12 protein-coding genes are annotated in these 17,810 nt (G+C 61.2%); 7 read left to right on the forward strand and 5 right to left on the reverse strand.

Annotated features, from left to right (window positions below):
* Positions 1-37 precede the first annotated feature (37 nt).
* Positions 38-1,339: a porin gene (locus AACL53_RS07990; RefSeq protein WP_339083961.1), complete on the reverse strand. Its 1,302-nt coding sequence runs from the start codon at positions 1,337-1,339 to the stop codon at positions 38-40.
* Between the two features lie 750 nt (positions 1,340-2,089).
* Here AACL53_RS07990 and AACL53_RS07995 point away from each other — a divergent pair.
* Both AACL53_RS07995 and mdoH read left to right on the forward strand, forming a co-directional pair.
* Positions 2,090-3,679, forward strand: a complete 1,590-nt coding sequence (locus tag AACL53_RS07995) for a glucan biosynthesis protein G (RefSeq protein WP_339083962.1) — start codon at positions 2,090-2,092, stop codon at positions 3,677-3,679.
* Positions 3,664-5,637, forward strand: coding sequence for a glucans biosynthesis glucosyltransferase MdoH (gene mdoH / locus AACL53_RS08000; RefSeq protein ID WP_339083963.1), 1,974 nt, complete (start codon positions 3,664-3,666; stop codon positions 5,635-5,637). The genes AACL53_RS07995 and mdoH overlap by 16 nt, the downstream gene beginning before the upstream one ends.
* Positions 5,638-5,658: 21 nt before the next feature.
* On the opposite strand, the gene AACL53_RS08005 is transcribed toward mdoH, so the two are convergent.
* The 3 genes from AACL53_RS08005 to AACL53_RS08015 all read right to left on the reverse strand — a co-directional run bounded on the left by AACL53_RS08005 (position 5,659) and on the right by AACL53_RS08015 (position 9,036).
* The gene (locus AACL53_RS08005) at positions 5,659-6,696 is read right to left on the reverse strand and encodes a YcjF family protein (protein ID WP_339083964.1); all 1,038 of its coding nucleotides are present in this window, start codon (positions 6,694-6,696) and stop codon (positions 5,659-5,661) included.
* A complete protein-coding gene (locus AACL53_RS08010; RefSeq protein ID WP_339083965.1) occupies positions 6,693-8,141 on the reverse strand; it encodes a YcjX family protein in 1,449 nt (482 codons plus the stop codon). The genes AACL53_RS08005 and AACL53_RS08010 overlap by 4 nt, the downstream gene beginning before the upstream one ends.
* Before the next feature lie 397 nt (positions 8,142-8,538).
* Positions 8,539-9,036, reverse strand: coding sequence for a hypothetical protein (locus AACL53_RS08015; RefSeq protein WP_339083966.1), 498 nt, complete (start codon positions 9,034-9,036; stop codon positions 8,539-8,541).
* Between the two features lie 86 nt (positions 9,037-9,122).
* Between AACL53_RS08015 and AACL53_RS08020 the strand changes: the two genes are divergently transcribed.
* A complete protein-coding gene (locus AACL53_RS08020; protein WP_339083967.1) occupies positions 9,123-10,565 on the forward strand; it encodes a malonyl-CoA decarboxylase in 1,443 nt (480 codons plus the stop codon).
* A gap of 141 nt (positions 10,566-10,706) precedes the next feature.
* Complete coding sequence (locus tag AACL53_RS08025) at positions 10,707-11,660, forward strand: neutral zinc metallopeptidase (protein ID WP_339083968.1); 954 nt, start codon at positions 10,707-10,709, stop codon at positions 11,658-11,660.
* A 127-nt stretch (positions 11,661-11,787) separates the two neighbouring features.
* Here the strand turns inward: AACL53_RS08025 and AACL53_RS08030 are convergent, their stop codons facing one another.
* Positions 11,788-12,654 carry an SPOR domain-containing protein gene (locus AACL53_RS08030; RefSeq protein ID WP_339083970.1) on the reverse strand — a complete coding sequence of 289 codons (867 nt, stop codon included), beginning with the start codon at positions 12,652-12,654 and terminating at the stop codon, positions 11,788-11,790.
* Positions 12,655-13,019: 365 nt separating this feature from the next.
* On the opposite strand from AACL53_RS08030, the gene glmU reads away from it, so the two are divergent.
* From glmU to AACL53_RS08045, 3 genes are all read left to right on the forward strand, one after another.
* On the forward strand, positions 13,020-14,384 hold the full coding sequence (gene glmU / locus AACL53_RS08035) for a bifunctional UDP-N-acetylglucosamine diphosphorylase/glucosamine-1-phosphate N-acetyltransferase GlmU (protein ID WP_339083971.1): 1,365 nt from the start codon (positions 13,020-13,022) through the stop codon (positions 14,382-14,384).
* Positions 14,385-14,523: 139 nt separating this feature from the next.
* Positions 14,524-16,344, forward strand: a complete 1,821-nt coding sequence (gene glmS / locus AACL53_RS08040) for a glutamine--fructose-6-phosphate transaminase (isomerizing) (protein ID WP_339083972.1) — start codon at positions 14,524-14,526, stop codon at positions 16,342-16,344.
* A gap of 119 nt (positions 16,345-16,463) precedes the next feature.
* Positions 16,464-17,780, forward strand: coding sequence for an SPOR domain-containing protein (locus tag AACL53_RS08045; protein ID WP_339083973.1), 1,317 nt, complete (start codon positions 16,464-16,466; stop codon positions 17,778-17,780).
* Positions 17,781-17,810: the final 30 nt, after the last annotated feature.

Consider the following 17,810-nt stretch of genomic DNA (forward strand, 5'->3'; position numbering starts at 1 on the left):
TGGGCGGCCTTCCTATTTCTGGAATGTGGTGGTCGGATCAGTAGTTGATCAGAGCACCTACACCGACGTACTGGAAGTTGTCGTAGCGCGTGCCTTCAGTGTTGTTATCTTCGTAATCAAGGTGACGATACTTGATCCACATCGACATGGCAGCCGCGTCGATTTCCTGGACGATACCCGCGCCCCAGACCTGAGTGCGATCGCGTGTTGAACCGCTCTGAGGACCGCCGTCGTTCAAGATGTCCTGGGCAACGCCAGCGATCGCCGACTGAGAGAAGATACCGGAGCCCTTAACGTTCTCATACTCGCCGTAGAGAACGGTGTGGCCAAGCGGGTTCCAACGCTGACGGATACCTGCCTTGCCGTACCATGTCTCGTTCGAACCGGCGTCGACATCGTAATCGCCATGGCCGTATGCGCCGTATGCAAACAAGCCCGTCGGGACGTGTTCAACATATGCACCAGCTTGGAAGTAGCGATAGGTCGAGTTGTTGATGAAGTTGATGCCTTCGTCGGTGCTTTCGAAGTACGATGCTACGCCAGCAACCTTGAAGTCAGCCCATTCGCCAGCGTAACGCGTCGTGACGGCCCAGATGTCGTCTTCGCCCCACGATGCCGACACAGAGAAGCCGCCAAACGTCGGTGAGTCGTAACGAACGGTGTTGCGAGGAACGCCCGCGCAGTCACCCCAAGCGCCGCCGCCACCTTGGCAGTAAGCACCGCCCCAGTGCCCGAACAGATCGCCGTCTTTCTGACGGATACCGAAGCTGTTGACGTCGAACGCGACCCAGTTGGCCGGAACGAGCGAGCCCGAGCCGTCAACAAGGATTGCGGAGTTGTCGGCCGCGTCGGACTGCTTACCGACCGAGACCTTGCCGAGCTGGTCACTCTTGAGGAACCAGAACGACTGCAGCGTGCTGACGCCGTTTGGCGTGTTAGTCAGAGCGTTGGGGCCATCTGCCCGGTCCTGATTGGTCGTCAAGCTATCGGAGCCAGTGGCTTCGAGGTGCAGAACGTAACCAGCCGTCCAGCCCGGAAGGATGGTCGCCTGGCCCGTGAACTTCACGTGGCTGGCGAGCGTCGAGCCGAGATCTGTGACGTACGCATTGGACTCGCGACCGTCGTCCCAGAACATAACCTGCTGGCCAACCCAGCCAGAGACCGTGAGAGAAACCTTGCGGTTACCCTTACGGGCCGTCGTTGCTTCTAGTTCTGCGATCCGCTCCTCGAGGTCTGCGCAGCAGTTCCCCCCGAGATCAGCCGCAGATGCACTGCCAGCCGACAGGCCACCTGCAACCAGGCCTGCTGCTACCAGCGCACTCAGACGATATTTGTTCATGAATTTAGCTCCCGTCTGCTTCGACTTGAGGAATGACGGACGGAACAGACTGTTCAGCCCAACACTCTTCTTCACGTAGTGCTTATTGTTAACCGTCCTCAAACCCGTCTTCAGCGGCGTACGGGCTTCCCCCCGAATTGCCGCTCAGGCCGTATCTATAAGCAGATCCGTTTCCGTCCGTGAACAGGATTAGACGTGTTGGCGGTGGAATGGCGTGGGATTGTGACTGAAAGGTCACGAGCGCTGAAGTTGCCACACGATGGTCACTCGTGAACCGAATTTCGGACGAATTGATTTTGTTGGGCAAGCAAGCGGTTGCAATTTTAAAACGCTGCAACGTGTGCGCCGAGCACAAGCATTATCATAAAGACGATCCGATCTACGGTGCTTGATTAGTGGAGCACTTTGGGTACGCCAAGAGTATTCTAAAAAGAGATTTTGACTGTGTGTGGGTTGCATCAGTGAGTCGGGGGTGATTCGGGCTAATTCCGCCATTCGAAAACGGCTTAGTGCATTAAAGTTAAAAGGGAAATTCCGTTTCCGAAATAACCATTTCGGGCAGTGTAAGACCGGTTGAAAAGTGAGTGTCGACCTAATTATCCTCAACGTGAAAGTCACAGGCGTCGAGGGCTTGCGTGGAAAATCTGCCACAATCGTCGGCTACCCCATTTTTGAGACCGGCCGCCGGGGGCGCTTGTGAACAGCGAGAGGGCGGTACTTACGCACCGCAGGGGTTGGCTGATATCGGAAATGACAGGTAATTTCGTTGATCGCCGCGCATTGCTCGAAAGGGCGGTGGCGGGAAGTTTTGCCCTTGGGCTCGCTAAGTTGGCCCTGGCAGTCACTGAGTCTCACGCCGAAGGGGAATCCGCGCCAGCGCCGGCACAGGCACAACCAAGCCCTCAGGGCATGGCGTTCGGGCAGACCACGTTGAAGGCCGAAGCGAAGAGGCTGGCAGATCAGCCGTTTTCCAAACCGACCATGGACGCTCTACCGGCGCCCTTCAACAAGCTCTCGTATGATCAATATAGAGACATCCGGTTTCGTCCGGAGAAAGCGATCTGGAAGGGAGAGCATCTCGGCTTTCAGGTTCAGCCGTTCGCGATGGGGTGGCTGTACGATGTTCCTGTCGATCTCTGGGTCGTCGAGAACGGCAAGGCGACTCGTCTCGTCGCCGACAGCAACATGTTTTCCTTCGGTCCGCTCATCGGTCCCGGGCCGGATGCCGCGCCATTCGGATTTTCGGGATTTCGGATTCACGGCCCGATCAACCGTGCTGACGCTTTCGAAGAATATACGGTTTTCCAGGGCGCGAGCTATCTGCGTGCCGTTGGGCGGGGAGAGAATTATGGCGCTTCCGCAAGAGGCTTAGCTCTCAACACCGCGCAGCCGGCAGGCGAAGAGTTTCCGTTCTTTCGAAGCTTCTGGATCGAAAGACCGAAACCGCTCGCAACCGAAATCGTCGTCCATGCGTTGCTCGACAGTCAATCTACGACCGGCGCTTACCGGTTTGCGATCGCACCCGGAGAGACGACGGTTATGGATGTCGAAGCGACTTTGTATCCGCGAGTGGCGCTCAGTCATGTCGGCATCGGCCCTTTGACGAGCATGTTTTTCCACGGGCAGTCGAGCCAACGGCGGACCGAAGACTTCCGTCCAGCCGTCCACGACAGCGAGGGGCTTGCGCTGGTGAATGGCAGCGGCGAGCGGCTCTGGCGTCCTCTCAATAATCCCAAGACGCTACAACTCAGCGCTTTCATGGACAAAGATCCGCAGGGATTCGGGCTTTGGCAGCGGGATCGTTCGTTTCACAACTACGAAGACCTCGAGAGCCGTTACGAACGGCGCCCGTCGGTGTGGGTGGAACCTCAAGGACCGTGGGGCGACGGTTCCGTCGAACTCATCGAGATTCCGATCGAGGATGAGATCCACGACAACATTGCGGTCTACTGGAAGCCATCGAAGGGACTCGCCGCCGGCGGCCCGCATCTCTTCAACTACAAAATCTATTGGGGTCCCGATGTGCCGACGTCGTGGTCGGGCGCCCGCGTCGTCAAGACGCGGGTTGGAGCGGGGAAAAAGCCAGGCAGTATCGTCTTCGTCATCGATTTGACAGGACCTTTGGTCAAAGATGCGAAGGACTTGCCCGCTGTCGACCTCTCGGCGAGCGCGGGCAAGGTTTCCAACGTTTCTGTCCAGCGGAATCTCGAAATCTCTGGTGTTCGAGTGACGTTCGAACTGGCGCCCGGCGACAGCCAACTCGTCGAGCTACGTTGTGTGTTGAAGGCAGGCGATCAGGCGGTTTCGGAGACTTGGCTCTATCGATGGACGAAGCCGTAAACGAGAACTTCATCGGCGAGGTGCTTCCCGCATCTCCCCATTCCAGTCATCGTCGCGACGCCGGTCCGTGGCGGCATTTGCCACATTCGGCGCCGCTCGACATGCCTATCCAGGATTTCGCGAAGCCGGTTGAGGTGGTCGCCGAAATCAGGCGGCGGGGATATTGGGTGCCTCGCACGGCGATCTTCGCCGGCGCCGCGGTGCTGACGGCAGCTTTCGCGCAGGAGCTCTTCAGCATCCTGTCGTTCGTCGTCATCACGCCGGTTCAGTTCCTCTTTCTGATTCTTTCGACGATCGCCTTCGGATGGATTGCGATCGGCAGCTTGAGTGCTGCTCTCGGTTTTCTTCCGCTCTTCACGGGCGATAGGCCAGACTCCATCGAGCCGCCGCTCCCGACGTCACCTTTGACGTCGCGAACCGCGCTGCTGTTTCCGGTCTATCATGAGGATCCGGCGCGGATTGCGGGCGCCGTCGAAGCGATGGTGCGGGAGCTCGAGCACCTCGGTCGGAATCAGAATTTCGATGTTTTCATCCTCTCCGATACGCGCGGAGATGAGGACGGCGCAAAGGAAGCGGCGGTCTATCGTGCTCTCAGCGGGCAACTCGACGAGATCGCATCGATCTATTATCGGCGCCGCATCAAAAACACCGGGCGCAAAGCCGGCAACATCGCCGACTGGGTCGAGCGGTTCGGCGCCGCGTATGAGTCGTTCATCATTCTCGACGGCGACAGCGTCATGTCGGGTGGAACTCTGGTTTCGCTCGCCGCGGCTATGGAAGCCGATCCCAAGGCCGGTCTCATTCAGACTGTGCCGCGACTCGTCGGCGGCGAGACTCTGCTACAGCGTCTTCAGCAATTCGCCTCCAACACGTACGGTCCATCGGTTGCGGCGGGCCTCGCGTTCTGGCATCGCGACCAGGGCAACTATTGGGGCCATAACGCCATCATTCGTACGGCCGCGTTCGCCGAGGCTGCCGGGCTGCCGGAGCTTCCTGGCCGCAAGCCGTTCGGCGGCCATATCATGAGCCACGATTTCGTCGAGGCCGTGCTGCTTCAGCGCGCCGGCTACGGCGTGCACATGATGCCGTCGCTCGAAGGTTCCTACGAGGGGATGCCACCCAACATAATCGACGTGGTTGCGCGGGACCGGCGCTGGGCCCAGGGCAACCTGCAGCATCTGGCCATCGTCTCGCAGCCGGGTCTGACGCCAATGGGCCGTCTGCACCTCGGCATGGGAGCGGCCTCGTACCTGATCTCGGGCGTATGGGCGATGTCGCTCATCGTCGGCGTCGTGCTGGCGCTCCAGGGCCAGCAGATGATCCCGAGCTATTTCCGGGACGATAAGACTCTTTTCCCGATCTGGCCGACCATCGATCCGGGCGCTGCCTTGCGTCTCTTCATGGCGACCATGATCGTCGTGCTGCTGCCGAAAGCGCTCGGTCTGTTGCTCGCCTGGCAGCAGGCGCGGCGGGAAGGGACTTTCTTCGGGGCGATCCGCGTGACGATCGGAGTTTTGGTCGAGACGGTCTACTCGGTGCTGATTGCGCCGATCTTCATGGTGACGCAGACGGTCGGCGCGGCTGAAATTCTGGCAGGGCGCGATTCGGGCTGGAACGCGCAGAAGCGTAGCGACGGCGCACTGACTTTCGACGATGCGATGTGGTTCGCGCGCTGGCACACGGCGATCGGCGGCATCGTCGGCGCGATTGCCTGGACCGTATCGCCCGCATTGCTCGCCTGGATGTCACCGGTGATTCTGGGGCTCGTTCTGGCGGGTCCCGTCAGCTGGCTGACGTCGTTGAGGGCGGGAGCCTTCGAGCGATGGGCGCTCGCGACGAATGAAGACCGGAAGCCGCCGGCGGTGCTCGTCGACGCCGGCCACCGGTCGCGCGATTGGGCGCGTAAGATCGCGATGCCAAATGGCTTGACGCAGCAGCCGGACGCGGCCGCGGCGTAGTAGAGGGGCGCGTCTTACTTCTCAGACTTGTTCCTCAGACTTGTCGGATCCGCGCAGCGATCGCAGCAACTCATTGAAGATTTCGCGGACCCGCAGCGGTTCGGCATCGAGATAGGGAAGAGGACGGATCACCTCGACGGCGACGACCCCGAGGCGGGAGGTCAAAGCGCCGTTGAACGCGCCTTCTCCAAGTCGCCGCGACAACCTTCGCAACACGTCCTGGCCGACGAACTGGCCAAGAAGATCGTCAGTCATCGCGATGCCGCCGGTCGCGATGATGTGGCCGACGACGAGTCGGGCGAGGCGTAGCGCGCCGAGGACGCCCGGCCGGCCGCCGTAGAGCCCTGCGAGCGCGCGGAACATCCGAACATTCTCGACGAGGACGAAGCCCATGGCGATCCACATGATCGGGGACAGCGCGGTTACGGTCGCGACGCGTTTCGCTGATTTCAGGATGACACGCCGGCTTTCGCCATCGATGGGGCGGAGAAGTTCGCGGTCTGCCAGACGCAGCAACTCGCCCGGTTCGAGCACGTCGCCAGTATGGTCCTTTACGCGCGCTAAGCCCCACGCCAGATCCGGGCGACCCCGGTAGTGAGCGAGAAGCGCGGCGACGGCCTTCCGCTCACCCGGAAGGTTGGATTTCGCAATGGTGTCGCGGACAAGCGCGCGGAGTTTCGCAAGCCGTGCGAGCCGGCGGAAACCCAAGAGCTCGCGCAATACGATGCCGAGCAGCGCCAGAGCGATGATCGTCATCAACCCGAATGCGACCCAGCCGACCCAGTCTTGACGTTCGAGCGCGATTGAGACGAACCGCGTGAACCACACGCCTGCGGCCAACGACGCGAGGGCCGCCATCGCGGAAAAGAGAATGCTGCCGAAACGGAAGCCGCGGTTGATATCACCCACCGTCAGGCGCCGTGCGGGAACGGAGGCGCGTCTGGATGTGACCGCGCCGCCGCCGGAGACGGCTTCGTCGAGTTCCGGTTCGTCGGCGATATCGTCGAGCGTAAAGACGCGGGGCTTTCTCGGCGGCGGCTGATCGTTCTCGAATGTCATGCGAGATAATCCGAAATCAGGAAATCGAGCGCGCGGTCCAATCTGATATGCGGAAACGCGGCCGTCTTGCCATCGGAAAGCGTGTCGACGAGCTTGGGCGGGGCAAAGCGGACAAGTTCGAGGGACGCGGACTTCGCATGTCGCGCCGCGTTGAGGGCGGCTGCCGGATCGGCCGGGAGGTCGCCGGGGAAAATTGCTGCTTCCTTGACGCCATCGAAGGTGACGCCGCCGATCCGCTCGCCTTTGATCGGCGTGCCGCGAAGGCAGGGCAGAATTTCTCCGCCTTGTTTGGCCGTCGCCTCGCGCGTCGCACGCAGGGCCGAGAGGGCCAATGCGTGAACGCCGGCGCCTTCGGTTTGGGCGCGCGTGACGGCGTCGTCGACGATTGCTTTCAAGAGGGCTTCGAGGCGGTCGTGGCTTGAAGCGGGAAGATGATCGGCCTTCGTCGCAGCGAAGAGGACGCGATCGATCTTGCGCCCGAGAAACATCGAGAGCCACGAATTGGCACCGGGCCGGAAGGCCTTCAGGATGTCGGTCATGGCGTGTTCGAGATCACCCACGGCTTCGGCGCCGCGATGAAGGGCCGTCAAAACGTCGATCAGCACGATCTGGCGGTCGAGGCGCGCGAAGTGATCGTTGAAGAACGGTTTGACGACGGACGACTTATAGCTTTCGAAGCGGCGCGCCATCATCGCCGCGAGCGATCCGCGCGGCAGCCGCTCGTCCGACGCGAGCGGCATCGGAAAGAACGTCAGAAGAGGAGAGCCTTCCAATTCGCCGGGCAGCAGGAAGCGGCCGGGGGCGAGCGTCGATTGTGCGCCGCTGTCGCGCGCTGCGCGCAAGTAGGCGGTGAAGAGCTTGGCGCCCGTCATGGCGATCTGCTCGTCTTCCGCTGCGGCGGGGTCGGTGCCGGCGAGGAAACCGAGAAAGGGTTTCGCGAATTCGGCGCGCGATGGCGCACTGGCGAAGCCCAGTGCTTCATTCGAAAATGCGCGGTAGTCCTGCTCGAGAAGCGGCAAGTCGATGAGCCATTCGCCGGGATAATCGACAATGTCGACGTGCAGCTTCGAAAGGCCGATGGCGCGCTTCAGGGCGTAAGCCGAGCGATATTCGATGGTGACCCGCAATTCCGAAATGCGTTTCGTGCTCTCAGGCCATGATGGCGGAGAGGACAAGAGATCAGCGAGGTGGGCTTCGTAGTCGAAGCGGGGAACGCTGTCGTCGGGCTGTGGCTCCAGGTAGGCGCGGACGATGCGGCGCTCTGCGTCGGGCGCGAAGAACGGCAGGCGTCCTCCCGCAACGAGATTGCGAACGAGAGCGGTGATGAAAACCGTCTTGCCGGCGCGCGATAGTCCGGTCACGCCGAGACGCACCGACGGCGTCAGGTAATCGGCGAAACGCGCCTGCGCGTCTCTCAGAAGTTCGGAATAGGAGATCTCTGCCAAGTGGTGCCGCGCATGAGCCAAAGAGAAAGGGAGCGGAAAGCCCCCTTTAAGTGGCGTAACTTGCGGGCGTCGACAAGGCGCTTCCGGGACGAGCCCGGTGGGTTGGAGCGGCTAATCCGCGAAAGCCGCTCATCTGCAAAAGGCTCAACCGTAAAAAACGACGGCGACGCCTGCCGCCAGCACAACGACGGCCATCAACATGATGGCGCTCGATCGAAGAAACTCAGCCACGGACCTCTCTCCCTCAGTCTGGTTCACAACTCGTGTTGGGCCCCAGAATAGGCTCAGGGATTGAATAGGCCGTGAAGCAGGAGTTCAGCCAACGTTCATTCGTCGCGCGTTCATCTGACCGATGGCGAGAGGATGCGTTGCTGCCCGTCTTTGCGCTTGCCCGGGCTCAGGCGTCGTGGGCCTTTCGGACTTCGAAAACTTCCATGATGCGGCAGCCGCGATGCGGGCCATCGACGACGAAGGTCCATTTGCCTTCGGTGAAGGTGTCGCACATCTTAACGCCCTTCACGAGGATCCAGTGCCCTTCTTTGCCCTTATGGATCGCCAGAATGTAATAGGCCCAGGCGTTCCGCGGCTTCTGCATCCAGGTCCAGAACGTCGGGCGTTCCTTGCGGGCGCGATGCATGTGGCTTTCCTTGAGCTCCATGCGGTAGCCGAAATAGGAAAGGGCAGCTTCAACCTCGTCGGCGTAGGTTCCTTTGACGACAGGTTTTCGGTGCGGCGGCAACTCGCGGCCTTCGCGAATGACGTCCTCGATCTTGGCGATGCCGAAGCCTGTAATCGCGGATAGGACATATGGCCCGCAGAATGCGACCCGCCCGGTGTCGTTCTTCGCCGAGTCGAGGCTCGACGCCGGCCAGACGGTTGAAAAGCGATCATCCATAACGAAAATGCCCTATACAAGTAACGACGGGATGCTCGTTCGATACGGTTAAGCAAACGTTAACGATCCAGGAGCTCTCCCCATCCATGGCCGAACGCGTGAACGTTTCTTTCTTTCAGGAATTGATGGCAGCGGTTGCCGAGCAGGGCCGTGCGCTGCTGCCGAAAGCGCTGTTCGGCGAGGCCGGCGGAGAATCGATCGAGGTTCTGTCGCGGGCGCTGATGTCGGGACGAGGTGAAGCTTCCGGCGTGGCGATTGCTCGCCAGCTTCTCAATCAGCTCAAGAAAGCGACAAGTGAGGAACGGCTGCAGTTCTTCCGGTTTCTCGCTGACGATCTACAACCCAATCCCGTGCAGGTCGCGGACGCCGCCAGAGCCTATCTCGATTACCCGTGTGACAAGACGCTCGCAAAGCTGCAGAAGGCTTCATACAGCCCGCGGCTCGAGTTCTTCCGCCGCTTGAATCTGGCGGCTGGAGCGACCGCGGAAATCGTCGCGCTGCGTAGCGATCTCGTTCGCCACATCAAGTCGGACGAAGCGCTCGCTGCCGTCGATTCCGACCTCGAGAGGCTTTTGACGTCGTGGTTCAACCGGGGTTTCCTCGTTCTTCGCCGCATCGACTGGCAGACGCCGGCGGCTATTCTCGAGAAGATCATCGAATACGAAGCGGTGCATGAGATCCGCGGGTGGGATGATTTGCGCCGCCGTCTCGATCCCAAGGATCGGCGCTGCTTCGCCTTTTTCCATCCGGCGCTGGTCGACGAACCGTTGATCTTCGTCGAGGTCGCCTTGATGCGCGACATGCCGGACGCCATCGCGACCGTGCTCGACGGGCGCCGCTCGGAGGACGATGCGCCGCCGACGACCGCGGTCTTCTATTCGATTTCCAACTGCCAGGAAGGCCTCAAAGGCATTTCGTTCGGCAACTTCCTCTTGAAACAGGTGGTCGAGGATCTCGCGCGGGATGTGGCGAGTCTCAAGACGTTCGTTACGCTTTCTCCGGTTCCAAGCTTCGCGCGCTGGGTTGACCGGGCGCTCGCGGGCGGAAGCGACGTGCCCATATCGGCCGCGGACCGGCAGGCTCTATCGCGGTTGCGCGACCCGCGTTGGGTCGAGGAGGCGGCGAAAGACGCACCTGGAACGGACGAGCTCAAGTCGGCGCTGATGGGCCTCGCGGCGCATTATTTTCTTGTCGCCCGGTCGAGCGACGATCGGCCTGTCGATCAGGTCGCGCGCTTTCATCTTGGCAACGGCGCGCGGCTCGAGCGGTTGAATTGGCTGGCGGACCCGTCCGAGAAGGGGCTCCGCGAGGCGCACGGCCTGATGGTCAACTACCGGTACGATCTGGCCGAGATCGAACGCAATCATGAGGCGTACGCTTACGATGGCACGGTAGCGGCATCACGCGCCGTTCGATCCCAATTGAAACCGGTGGCCAAGCCCAAGGGGCTTTCGACGATGCCGGATCTTCTCGCCTTACCGGGTACGGGGAAGGCAAAAAAGGGCCGTCCGGAGGAAACCAAGCCGTAGCGGATATCGTTTCGGATCGACTCTACACGAACCTTGTAAAGGCCTCTCGCGCGTGCAGTATGCGGCATTGGATTGCGGCCGGCGCACCCGTTGAGGCTGTGCGCCCCGAGCCGCGATGCTTCGTCATTTTTTGAGGCTGACATGCGCTACGATCAGGACGACCGTGAAAGCAGCAACGTAGAGGATCGGCGCGGTCAAGGCGGCGGCGGTTTTCAATTTCCCGGTGGCGGCATTCAAATCCCTCTCGGGGGCAGGGGTGGTTTCAGTATCACGTCGTTGCTGATCATCGGCGCCGTTTTGCTGCTGTTCGGCATCAACCCACTCGACGTTCTGCTTGGTACCAATGGACAGATCGGCATGCCGCAGATGCCGCATTCGGATCGGCCGTCGCGTTCGCCTGCCGACATTCCTGGGCTTCCGGGTTCGCCGCAGAAGCAGGCGGCGGGCAACGACGCAGAAGCGGTCTTCGTCAAACGCGTGCTTGCCGATACCGAGGATGTGTGGACGTCGGTTTTCAAGAGCTTCGGGCGGGATTATCCGGATCCGCCTCTCGTTCTCTATACGGGAATTACCCGCACGGCCTGCGGCGCAGGGCAGGCGGCGATGGGGCCGTTTTATTGCCCGCTCGATCAGAAGGTCTACATCGATCTCGCGTTCTATGACGAGCTGAAGCGGAAGTTCAACGTCAGCGGGGATTTCGCGCAGGCGTACGTTATTGCGCACGAGGTCGGCCATCACGTGCAGAAGCAGCTCGGGATCCTCGACCAGGTTCAAAAGCTCAAAGAGCGGGCCGACGACGAAGCAACCGCCAACCAGATTCAGGTTCGCACCGAGCTACAGGCTGATTGCCTTGCGGGCGTCTGGGCCAATCTCAACGATCAGATGAAGAAGCGCCTGCAGCCGGGTGACGTCGAAGACGCGCTCAACGCTGCATCGCAGATCGGCGACGACATGATTCAAAAGAAGATGACGGGCCGTGTGGTCCCCGATGCGTTTACGCACGGGTCGGCCGCGCAACGCGTTCGCTGGTTCAAAGCTGGTCTGGAATCCGGCAAGATGGACGCCTGCGACACGTTCAATACCTCCAGCCCGTGAAAGCGAGTGAGTGGCGGTCTCGCTGCAGAATAATCTGACTGGCGCGTGCACATATTGCGCGGGCTCATATTAAATGAGCCGGAGGACGGGATTGCCGAACGCAATCCCGTCCGTCATCAAGCGGCTCTTATAGCTCGGCGCCCTTGAAGTCGCTGATCTTGCAGCTGACCGATTGGGCCGCGAGTTCCTTGCAGAGTTTCTTCGCATCGGCCTTCGATTTGATCGGGCCTGCAATCAGTCCAAAGCTCGGGTTTGCTGCAGTCCCGAGGTCGGCATAGCGCGGGCTCAGTGTTCCGAGTTGCTCGGCGTGTACCTGGGCAAGTGCACTCCAGGTAATCCGCAGGCCGTCGACGGAGGAATCCGTGGCGATCTGAATTCCGACCGGTTTCGGCGCCGGCTTTACGACGGCCGGGCCGAAGCTGATCGCATCACCCGCATTTGCCGTCTGCGTGCTCTTCGAGATGCTGCCCGTCACGATCGGCGCGCCGACTGGCGGCCCAACTTTCGGGCCGACCTGGGGAGCCGCGTTGATGACCTTGGTGGGTGGCGGTCCGTCGGCTACAGCTTGCGCTTGTGACGCGCCCGAGGCGAAGTCCGGTACGTCGGGCGTCGGCGGTGGCAGCGGAGCGGCTGACGCCGTCTTCGCCGTGTCTTGGCCGCGAACCTTCTCGTCCAGCGCGGCGAGGTGCGCGCTCAGCTGATCGGTTTGCGTCTGATGAGCGACGGCGTTCGCCTTCACGCTGTCGACCTCGATCTGAAGTTTTTCGAGCGATGATTTGAGACTGTCGACGTCGGCCGACACCTTCATCACTTGCGTTTCGCTCAGCATGCGTTCGGCGACGCGGCCACCCGAAAAGTCGGGGAGGATGTGCGGCGCCAGAAACGCTATGCAGAGATAGCCGAGGCCGGCGGCCCCCAGAGTGAACCATATCGCTGCATATGGCGTGGCACCGGTGTTCCTGCGCATCGGCTTGTCGCTTGCAGTCTTGGTCATTGGTCTTTCGTCCTGATGCCTTAGGGGCCGGTCCGCATGCCGGTCCGTTTGCCCCGAATCGTTTTCACCGTGTGGATGAGGTTGGGTCCGGTGTGCGATTGCCGCAATGCCAGCGCGTGTGTTCGGCGCTAGAACCTGTGGACGAATGCAGAGTTGTCGCGAGCCACCTATCCTTCGGGAACTCTTTAACAAAGAGCTATCCGCAACGATGCATGAGGCGTCCCGTCGCTGTCGGGCAAATCGATACTTCGAGCAGTACTTGCCCCCGATGGATCGCTGGCGGTATGGCATGATGGGCAATCGGGGGAACGCACGGCGTCGGCGCTCGCCCTTCGGCTCATTGCAATGACAAAGCAAGGTTTTCCATGAGTGTCCGGCCCTGTCTCTTCGTCGTGCTAGCTGCGGGCAAGGGCACGCGCATGAAGTCGTCCCTGCCGAAGGTGCTTCACACGATTGCGGGGCAGTCGATGCTGGCGCATGTCTTGACCACGGCATCACGCATCGAGGGCGGCAAGATTGCCGTCGTTGCCGGGCCCGGAATGAATGCCGTCGGGGCGGAAGCGGTGCGGGTGGTTCCCGGCGCGCGGATGTTCGAGCAATTGGCCCAACTCGGGACCGCGGACGCGGTGCTCGCCGCCAAGCCCGCTCTCGATGAGCAGGATGGTGGTGACGTCGTCGTTCTCTTCGCCGATACGCCGCTCGTCCGGGGTGAGGTCATCGCGCGGCTACGCGCAGCCCTCGATTCGGGCGCGAACATTGCCGTTCTCGGTTTCAGGCCGAATAATCCAACCGGTTACGGCCGGCTTCTGATCGACGATCATGGCGCGCTGACAGGGATACGCGAGGAGCAGGATGCGACCGAGGCCGAGCGGGCCATCGGGCTCTGCAATTCGGGCGTCATGGCATTCCGGGTGCCGCGGCTCTCCGAACTTCTGTCGCGGATCGGTAGCGCCAACGCAAAGGGCGAATACTATTTGACCGACGCGATCGAGATTGCGCGTCAGCAGGGGCTCAAGGCTACTGTCGTCGAGTGCGACGAGAGCGATGTTCTCGGCGTCAATACGCGGGAACAACTGGCTGTCGCGGAAGGAATTTGGCAGGCGCGCGCCCGTTCGGCGTTCATGCGCGACGGCGTAACGATGATCGCGCCGGAGACTGTCTGGTTGAATTTCGACACGCGAATCGCGTCCGATGTCTCGATCGAGCCCAACGTGATCTTTGCTGCGGGCGTGACGGTGGAAGAGGGCGTTCAGATCCTAGGTTTTTGCCACATCGAAGGCGCGACGATCGGGAAGGGGGCGCGAATCGGACCGTTCGCCCGCTTCCGGCCCGGTGCCCGGATCGGGGCGAACGCTCACATCGGAAATTTTGTCGAGGTCAAGAATGTGACCCTCGGCGAGGGCGCGAAGGCCAACCACCTCTCCTATCTCGGCGACGGGAGCGTTGGGGCCGGTGCAAACATCGGCGCGGGCACGATCTTCTGCAATTATGACGGTTACAACAAAGAGAAGACCGAGATTGGCGACGGGGCCTTCATCGGTTCAAATACGTCGCTCGTTGCGCCCGTCAAAATCGGCGCGGGCGCGTATATCGGTTCAGGTAGCGTCATTACCAAGAACGTCAGCCCGGGTGCTCTGGCGATCGAACGGAGCGCGCAAGAAGAGCGGCCGGGGTGGGCCGAGAAATTTCGGGCGGTGATGTCTCGCCGAAAAGCCGCTCAAAAAAAATGATTGTTAACCACGCCGGGACTTTGCCGAGAGCGACAGGACACAAAGAGTGCGTTCGTCTGAAACACTCTGTGACTTGAGATGATTGTTAACCGCCCCCATCGTTCGATTTGGGGGAACCTTCTTTGGGGGAGCCGATCCAATGTGTGGGATCGTAGGAATTCTCGGAAAATCATCGGTTTCGACCAATCTGGTCGACGCCCTGCGGAGGCTCGAATACCGGGGCTATGATTCGGCGGGCATCGCAACGGTCGAGGGCGGCGCTATCGATCGCCGCCGCGCCGAGGGCAAGCTACGGAACTTGGAAAAGCGGCTGATCTCGGAGCCGCTCGCGGGCCGCACCGGCATCGGCCATACGCGCTGGGCGACGCACGGCCGTCCGACGGAGCGCAACGCGCACCCGCATATGACGGCTAAGGTCTCGGTCGTGCACAACGGCATAATCGAGAATTTCCGCGAGCTCAGGGCGCGTCTCGAGGCCAAGGGACACAAATTCGAGACCGATACGGACACCGAAGCCGTCGTCCACCTGATCACGGACGAAATGGATCAGGGTGCGGAGCCTGTCGCCGCCGTTCGTAATGCCCTGCAGCATCTGGAGGGCGCTTTTGCGCTCGGCATCATTTTCGCGGGCGAGGACGATTTGATGATCGCGGCCCGCAAGGGTTCGCCGCTCGCCATCGGCCACGGCTCGGGCGAGATGTACCTCGGTTCGGACGCCATCGCGCTTGCGCCGTTCACGGACGCTATCACTTATCTTGAAGAGGGCGATTGGGCGGTTCTGCACCGCTCGGGCGCCGAGATCTTCAATCTTGATGGTGAGCGCGTGGAGCGCCCACTCGTCAAAGCCGTAGCGAGCGCTCTTTTGATCGATAAGGGCAACTATCGCCACTTCATGGCGAAGGAAATTCACGAGCAGCCGGAAGTCATTTCGCACACGCTCGCGAACTACCTCGATATGACGACGGCGCGCGTGCGTTTTCCGGATTTGGGCGTCGATCTCTCGAAAATCAGCCGCGTTACGATATCAGCGTGCGGCACGGCTTATTATGCCGGGCTCGTCGCCAAATACTGGATCGAGCGTTACGCGCGATTGCCGGTCGACATCGATGTCGCGTCGGAAATGCGTTACCGCGAAACGCCGTTGCCCGAGCACGGTCTCGCGGTGTTCGTCTCGCAGTCAGGGGAAACGGCCGATACGCTGGCGACGCTTCGCTATGCGAAGGCCAATGACCAACGCATCGCCTCCATCGTCAACGTTCGCACCTCGACGATTGCGCGTGAATCGCACACGGCGCTGCCAACGCTGGCGGGGCCGGAAATCGGGGTCGCTTCGACGAAGGCATTCACGTGCCAGCTTGCCGTGCTCGCTTGCTTGGCGATCGCAATCGCCCGGGCACGTGACAAGATCACGGTCGAACAGGAAATGGCGCTCGTCACATCGTTGATGGAGGTGCCCCGTCACATTGCTTCGATTTTGAAGAACGACGAGTCTTTCATCGCGGTTGCTCACGAACTCGCCAAGGCCCGTGACGTTCTCTATCTGGGCCGCGGTTCGAGTTTCCCGATCGCTCTGGAAGGTGCGCTGAAGCTCAAGGAGATCTCGTATATACATGCCGAGGGCTACGCCGCAGGCGAGCTGAAGCACGGTCCTATCGCGCTGATCGATGAAACCGTGCCGGTCGTCGTGGTCGCTCCCGAGGACGATCTCTTCGAGAAGACGGTGTCCAATTTGCAGGAGGTGGCGGCTCGCGGGGGCCAGGTGATCCTCATTTCGGACGCGGCGCCTGAAAAAGCTGGTTGTAAACTCGCTGCCCACATCCAAATGCCGAGCGTCGACACTTTTGTTGCGCCAATGATTTATGCTGTGCCGACTCAGCTCATCGCCTACCAGACGGCGGTATTGATGGGTACGGACGTCGATCAGCCGCGAAATCTGGCGAAGTCCGTCACGGTGGAATAACCGGCAAAAAAGCCGGTATAAGAGGGCGGGGGCCCACAATTTGCCTCGTTCAAATGATTGCAATACCTTGAGGGGAGGTTGCGCAATCTAGAACGTGACCATTGGGGAAGGTACGTACAATGACGCAGTTCCAGGCGTTGGCGCGCCCCATGGCGCTCGCTGCCATCGTGACGTGCGTATTTGCCGGCGGCCTCGCCAGCTGGCCATCCGCGGGCGAAGCTGCCAAAGCAAAGTCCGCAAGCCAGGCGACGCAGGGGCCGAAAGCTGGCCAAAGCGGTGGCGGCGACAGTGACGCCGAACAGAAGGCCGTGGCCATCGCGGCCGCGAAAAAGGCTTACGATGCCGGGCTCAAGGAATATGCCGCCGGCCGTCACCAAAATGCGATCGGCCAGCTGACGATTGCCGTCAAGGCGGGCGTGCTTTCGGCCTCCGAAATGGCGAAAGCCCTTTATACCCGCGGCCTTGCCTACAAACGAGATAACAAGCCCGGCCTCGCTATTTCGGACCTCACAAGCGCGATCTGGTTGAAGAACGGGCTCAGCCCGAGCGACCAAAAGTCGGCGATTGCGGAGCGCTCGGAAGCCTATCGCATGGCGGGCCTCGAAGACACGGGCAGCACGCCGGATCAGCGCGTCATCGCGGCCGCAAAGCCGGCAGCCGGCGCTCCGGGCGCTAAGGTCGTCGCAAATCCAGCGCCGGGGCCCAATGCCGGTTCGGCCGGGCTTTCCGCTGCGGCGATTGCCGAAGCGGCCGGCAGCCAGGGTGGTGCGAGCTCCGGAGACGGCACGTCGGCGACGATTACGCGGCAGGACGCCAACAGCGAGGCCGCGATGGATGCGGCGCGCGCTCGTGCTACCGCAGCGGGAGAGAGTTCGAGCTTTCAATCGATTGCTTCGCCGTCAGACGCTAGCCCGGCGCCGCCGCCGTCTGGCGGGTCTTCGTTCGGGCAGACTGTCAGCGCCATACCCGGCAACGTCACGGGCTTTTTCTCCAACATGTTCGGGGGTGGATCGACGCCTGCGGCAGCTCCGCCTGCGAGTAGTGAAGCGGTGACAACGGCCTCAACATCCGGCGCTCCCGAAACGTCGAGTTGGAGCAACGCGACGGTCGTCGCGCCGGGTGCTGCCGCTAAGCCCACGAAAATTGCGCTCGCGGCCGAGACCAACCCAAAGTCCGTCGCGACGAAGGGCAAGTATAAGATTCATATCGCTGCTCTCAGGTCGCGGGCAGATGCCGAGGCATTGGCGCAGAACCTCATCGCCCAGCATGGCCCCGAACTTTCCAATCACGTGCCGACCGTCGATGAGGCCGTCATCGGCAGCATGGGGACGTTTTATCGCGTGCGGATCGGGGGCTATGCTTCGCAGGAAGAGCCGCGCGGTCTCTGCAACAAACTTCGAAGCAGTGGCCTTGATTGTCTGGTCGTGACAAACTGAGGCTCGCCCGGTCTCCATCGGGCTATCAGC

The sequence above is a fragment of the Hyphomicrobium sp. ghe19 genome, assembly GCF_902712875.1.
GTDB lineage: Bacteria > Pseudomonadota > Alphaproteobacteria > Rhizobiales > Hyphomicrobiaceae > Hyphomicrobium_B.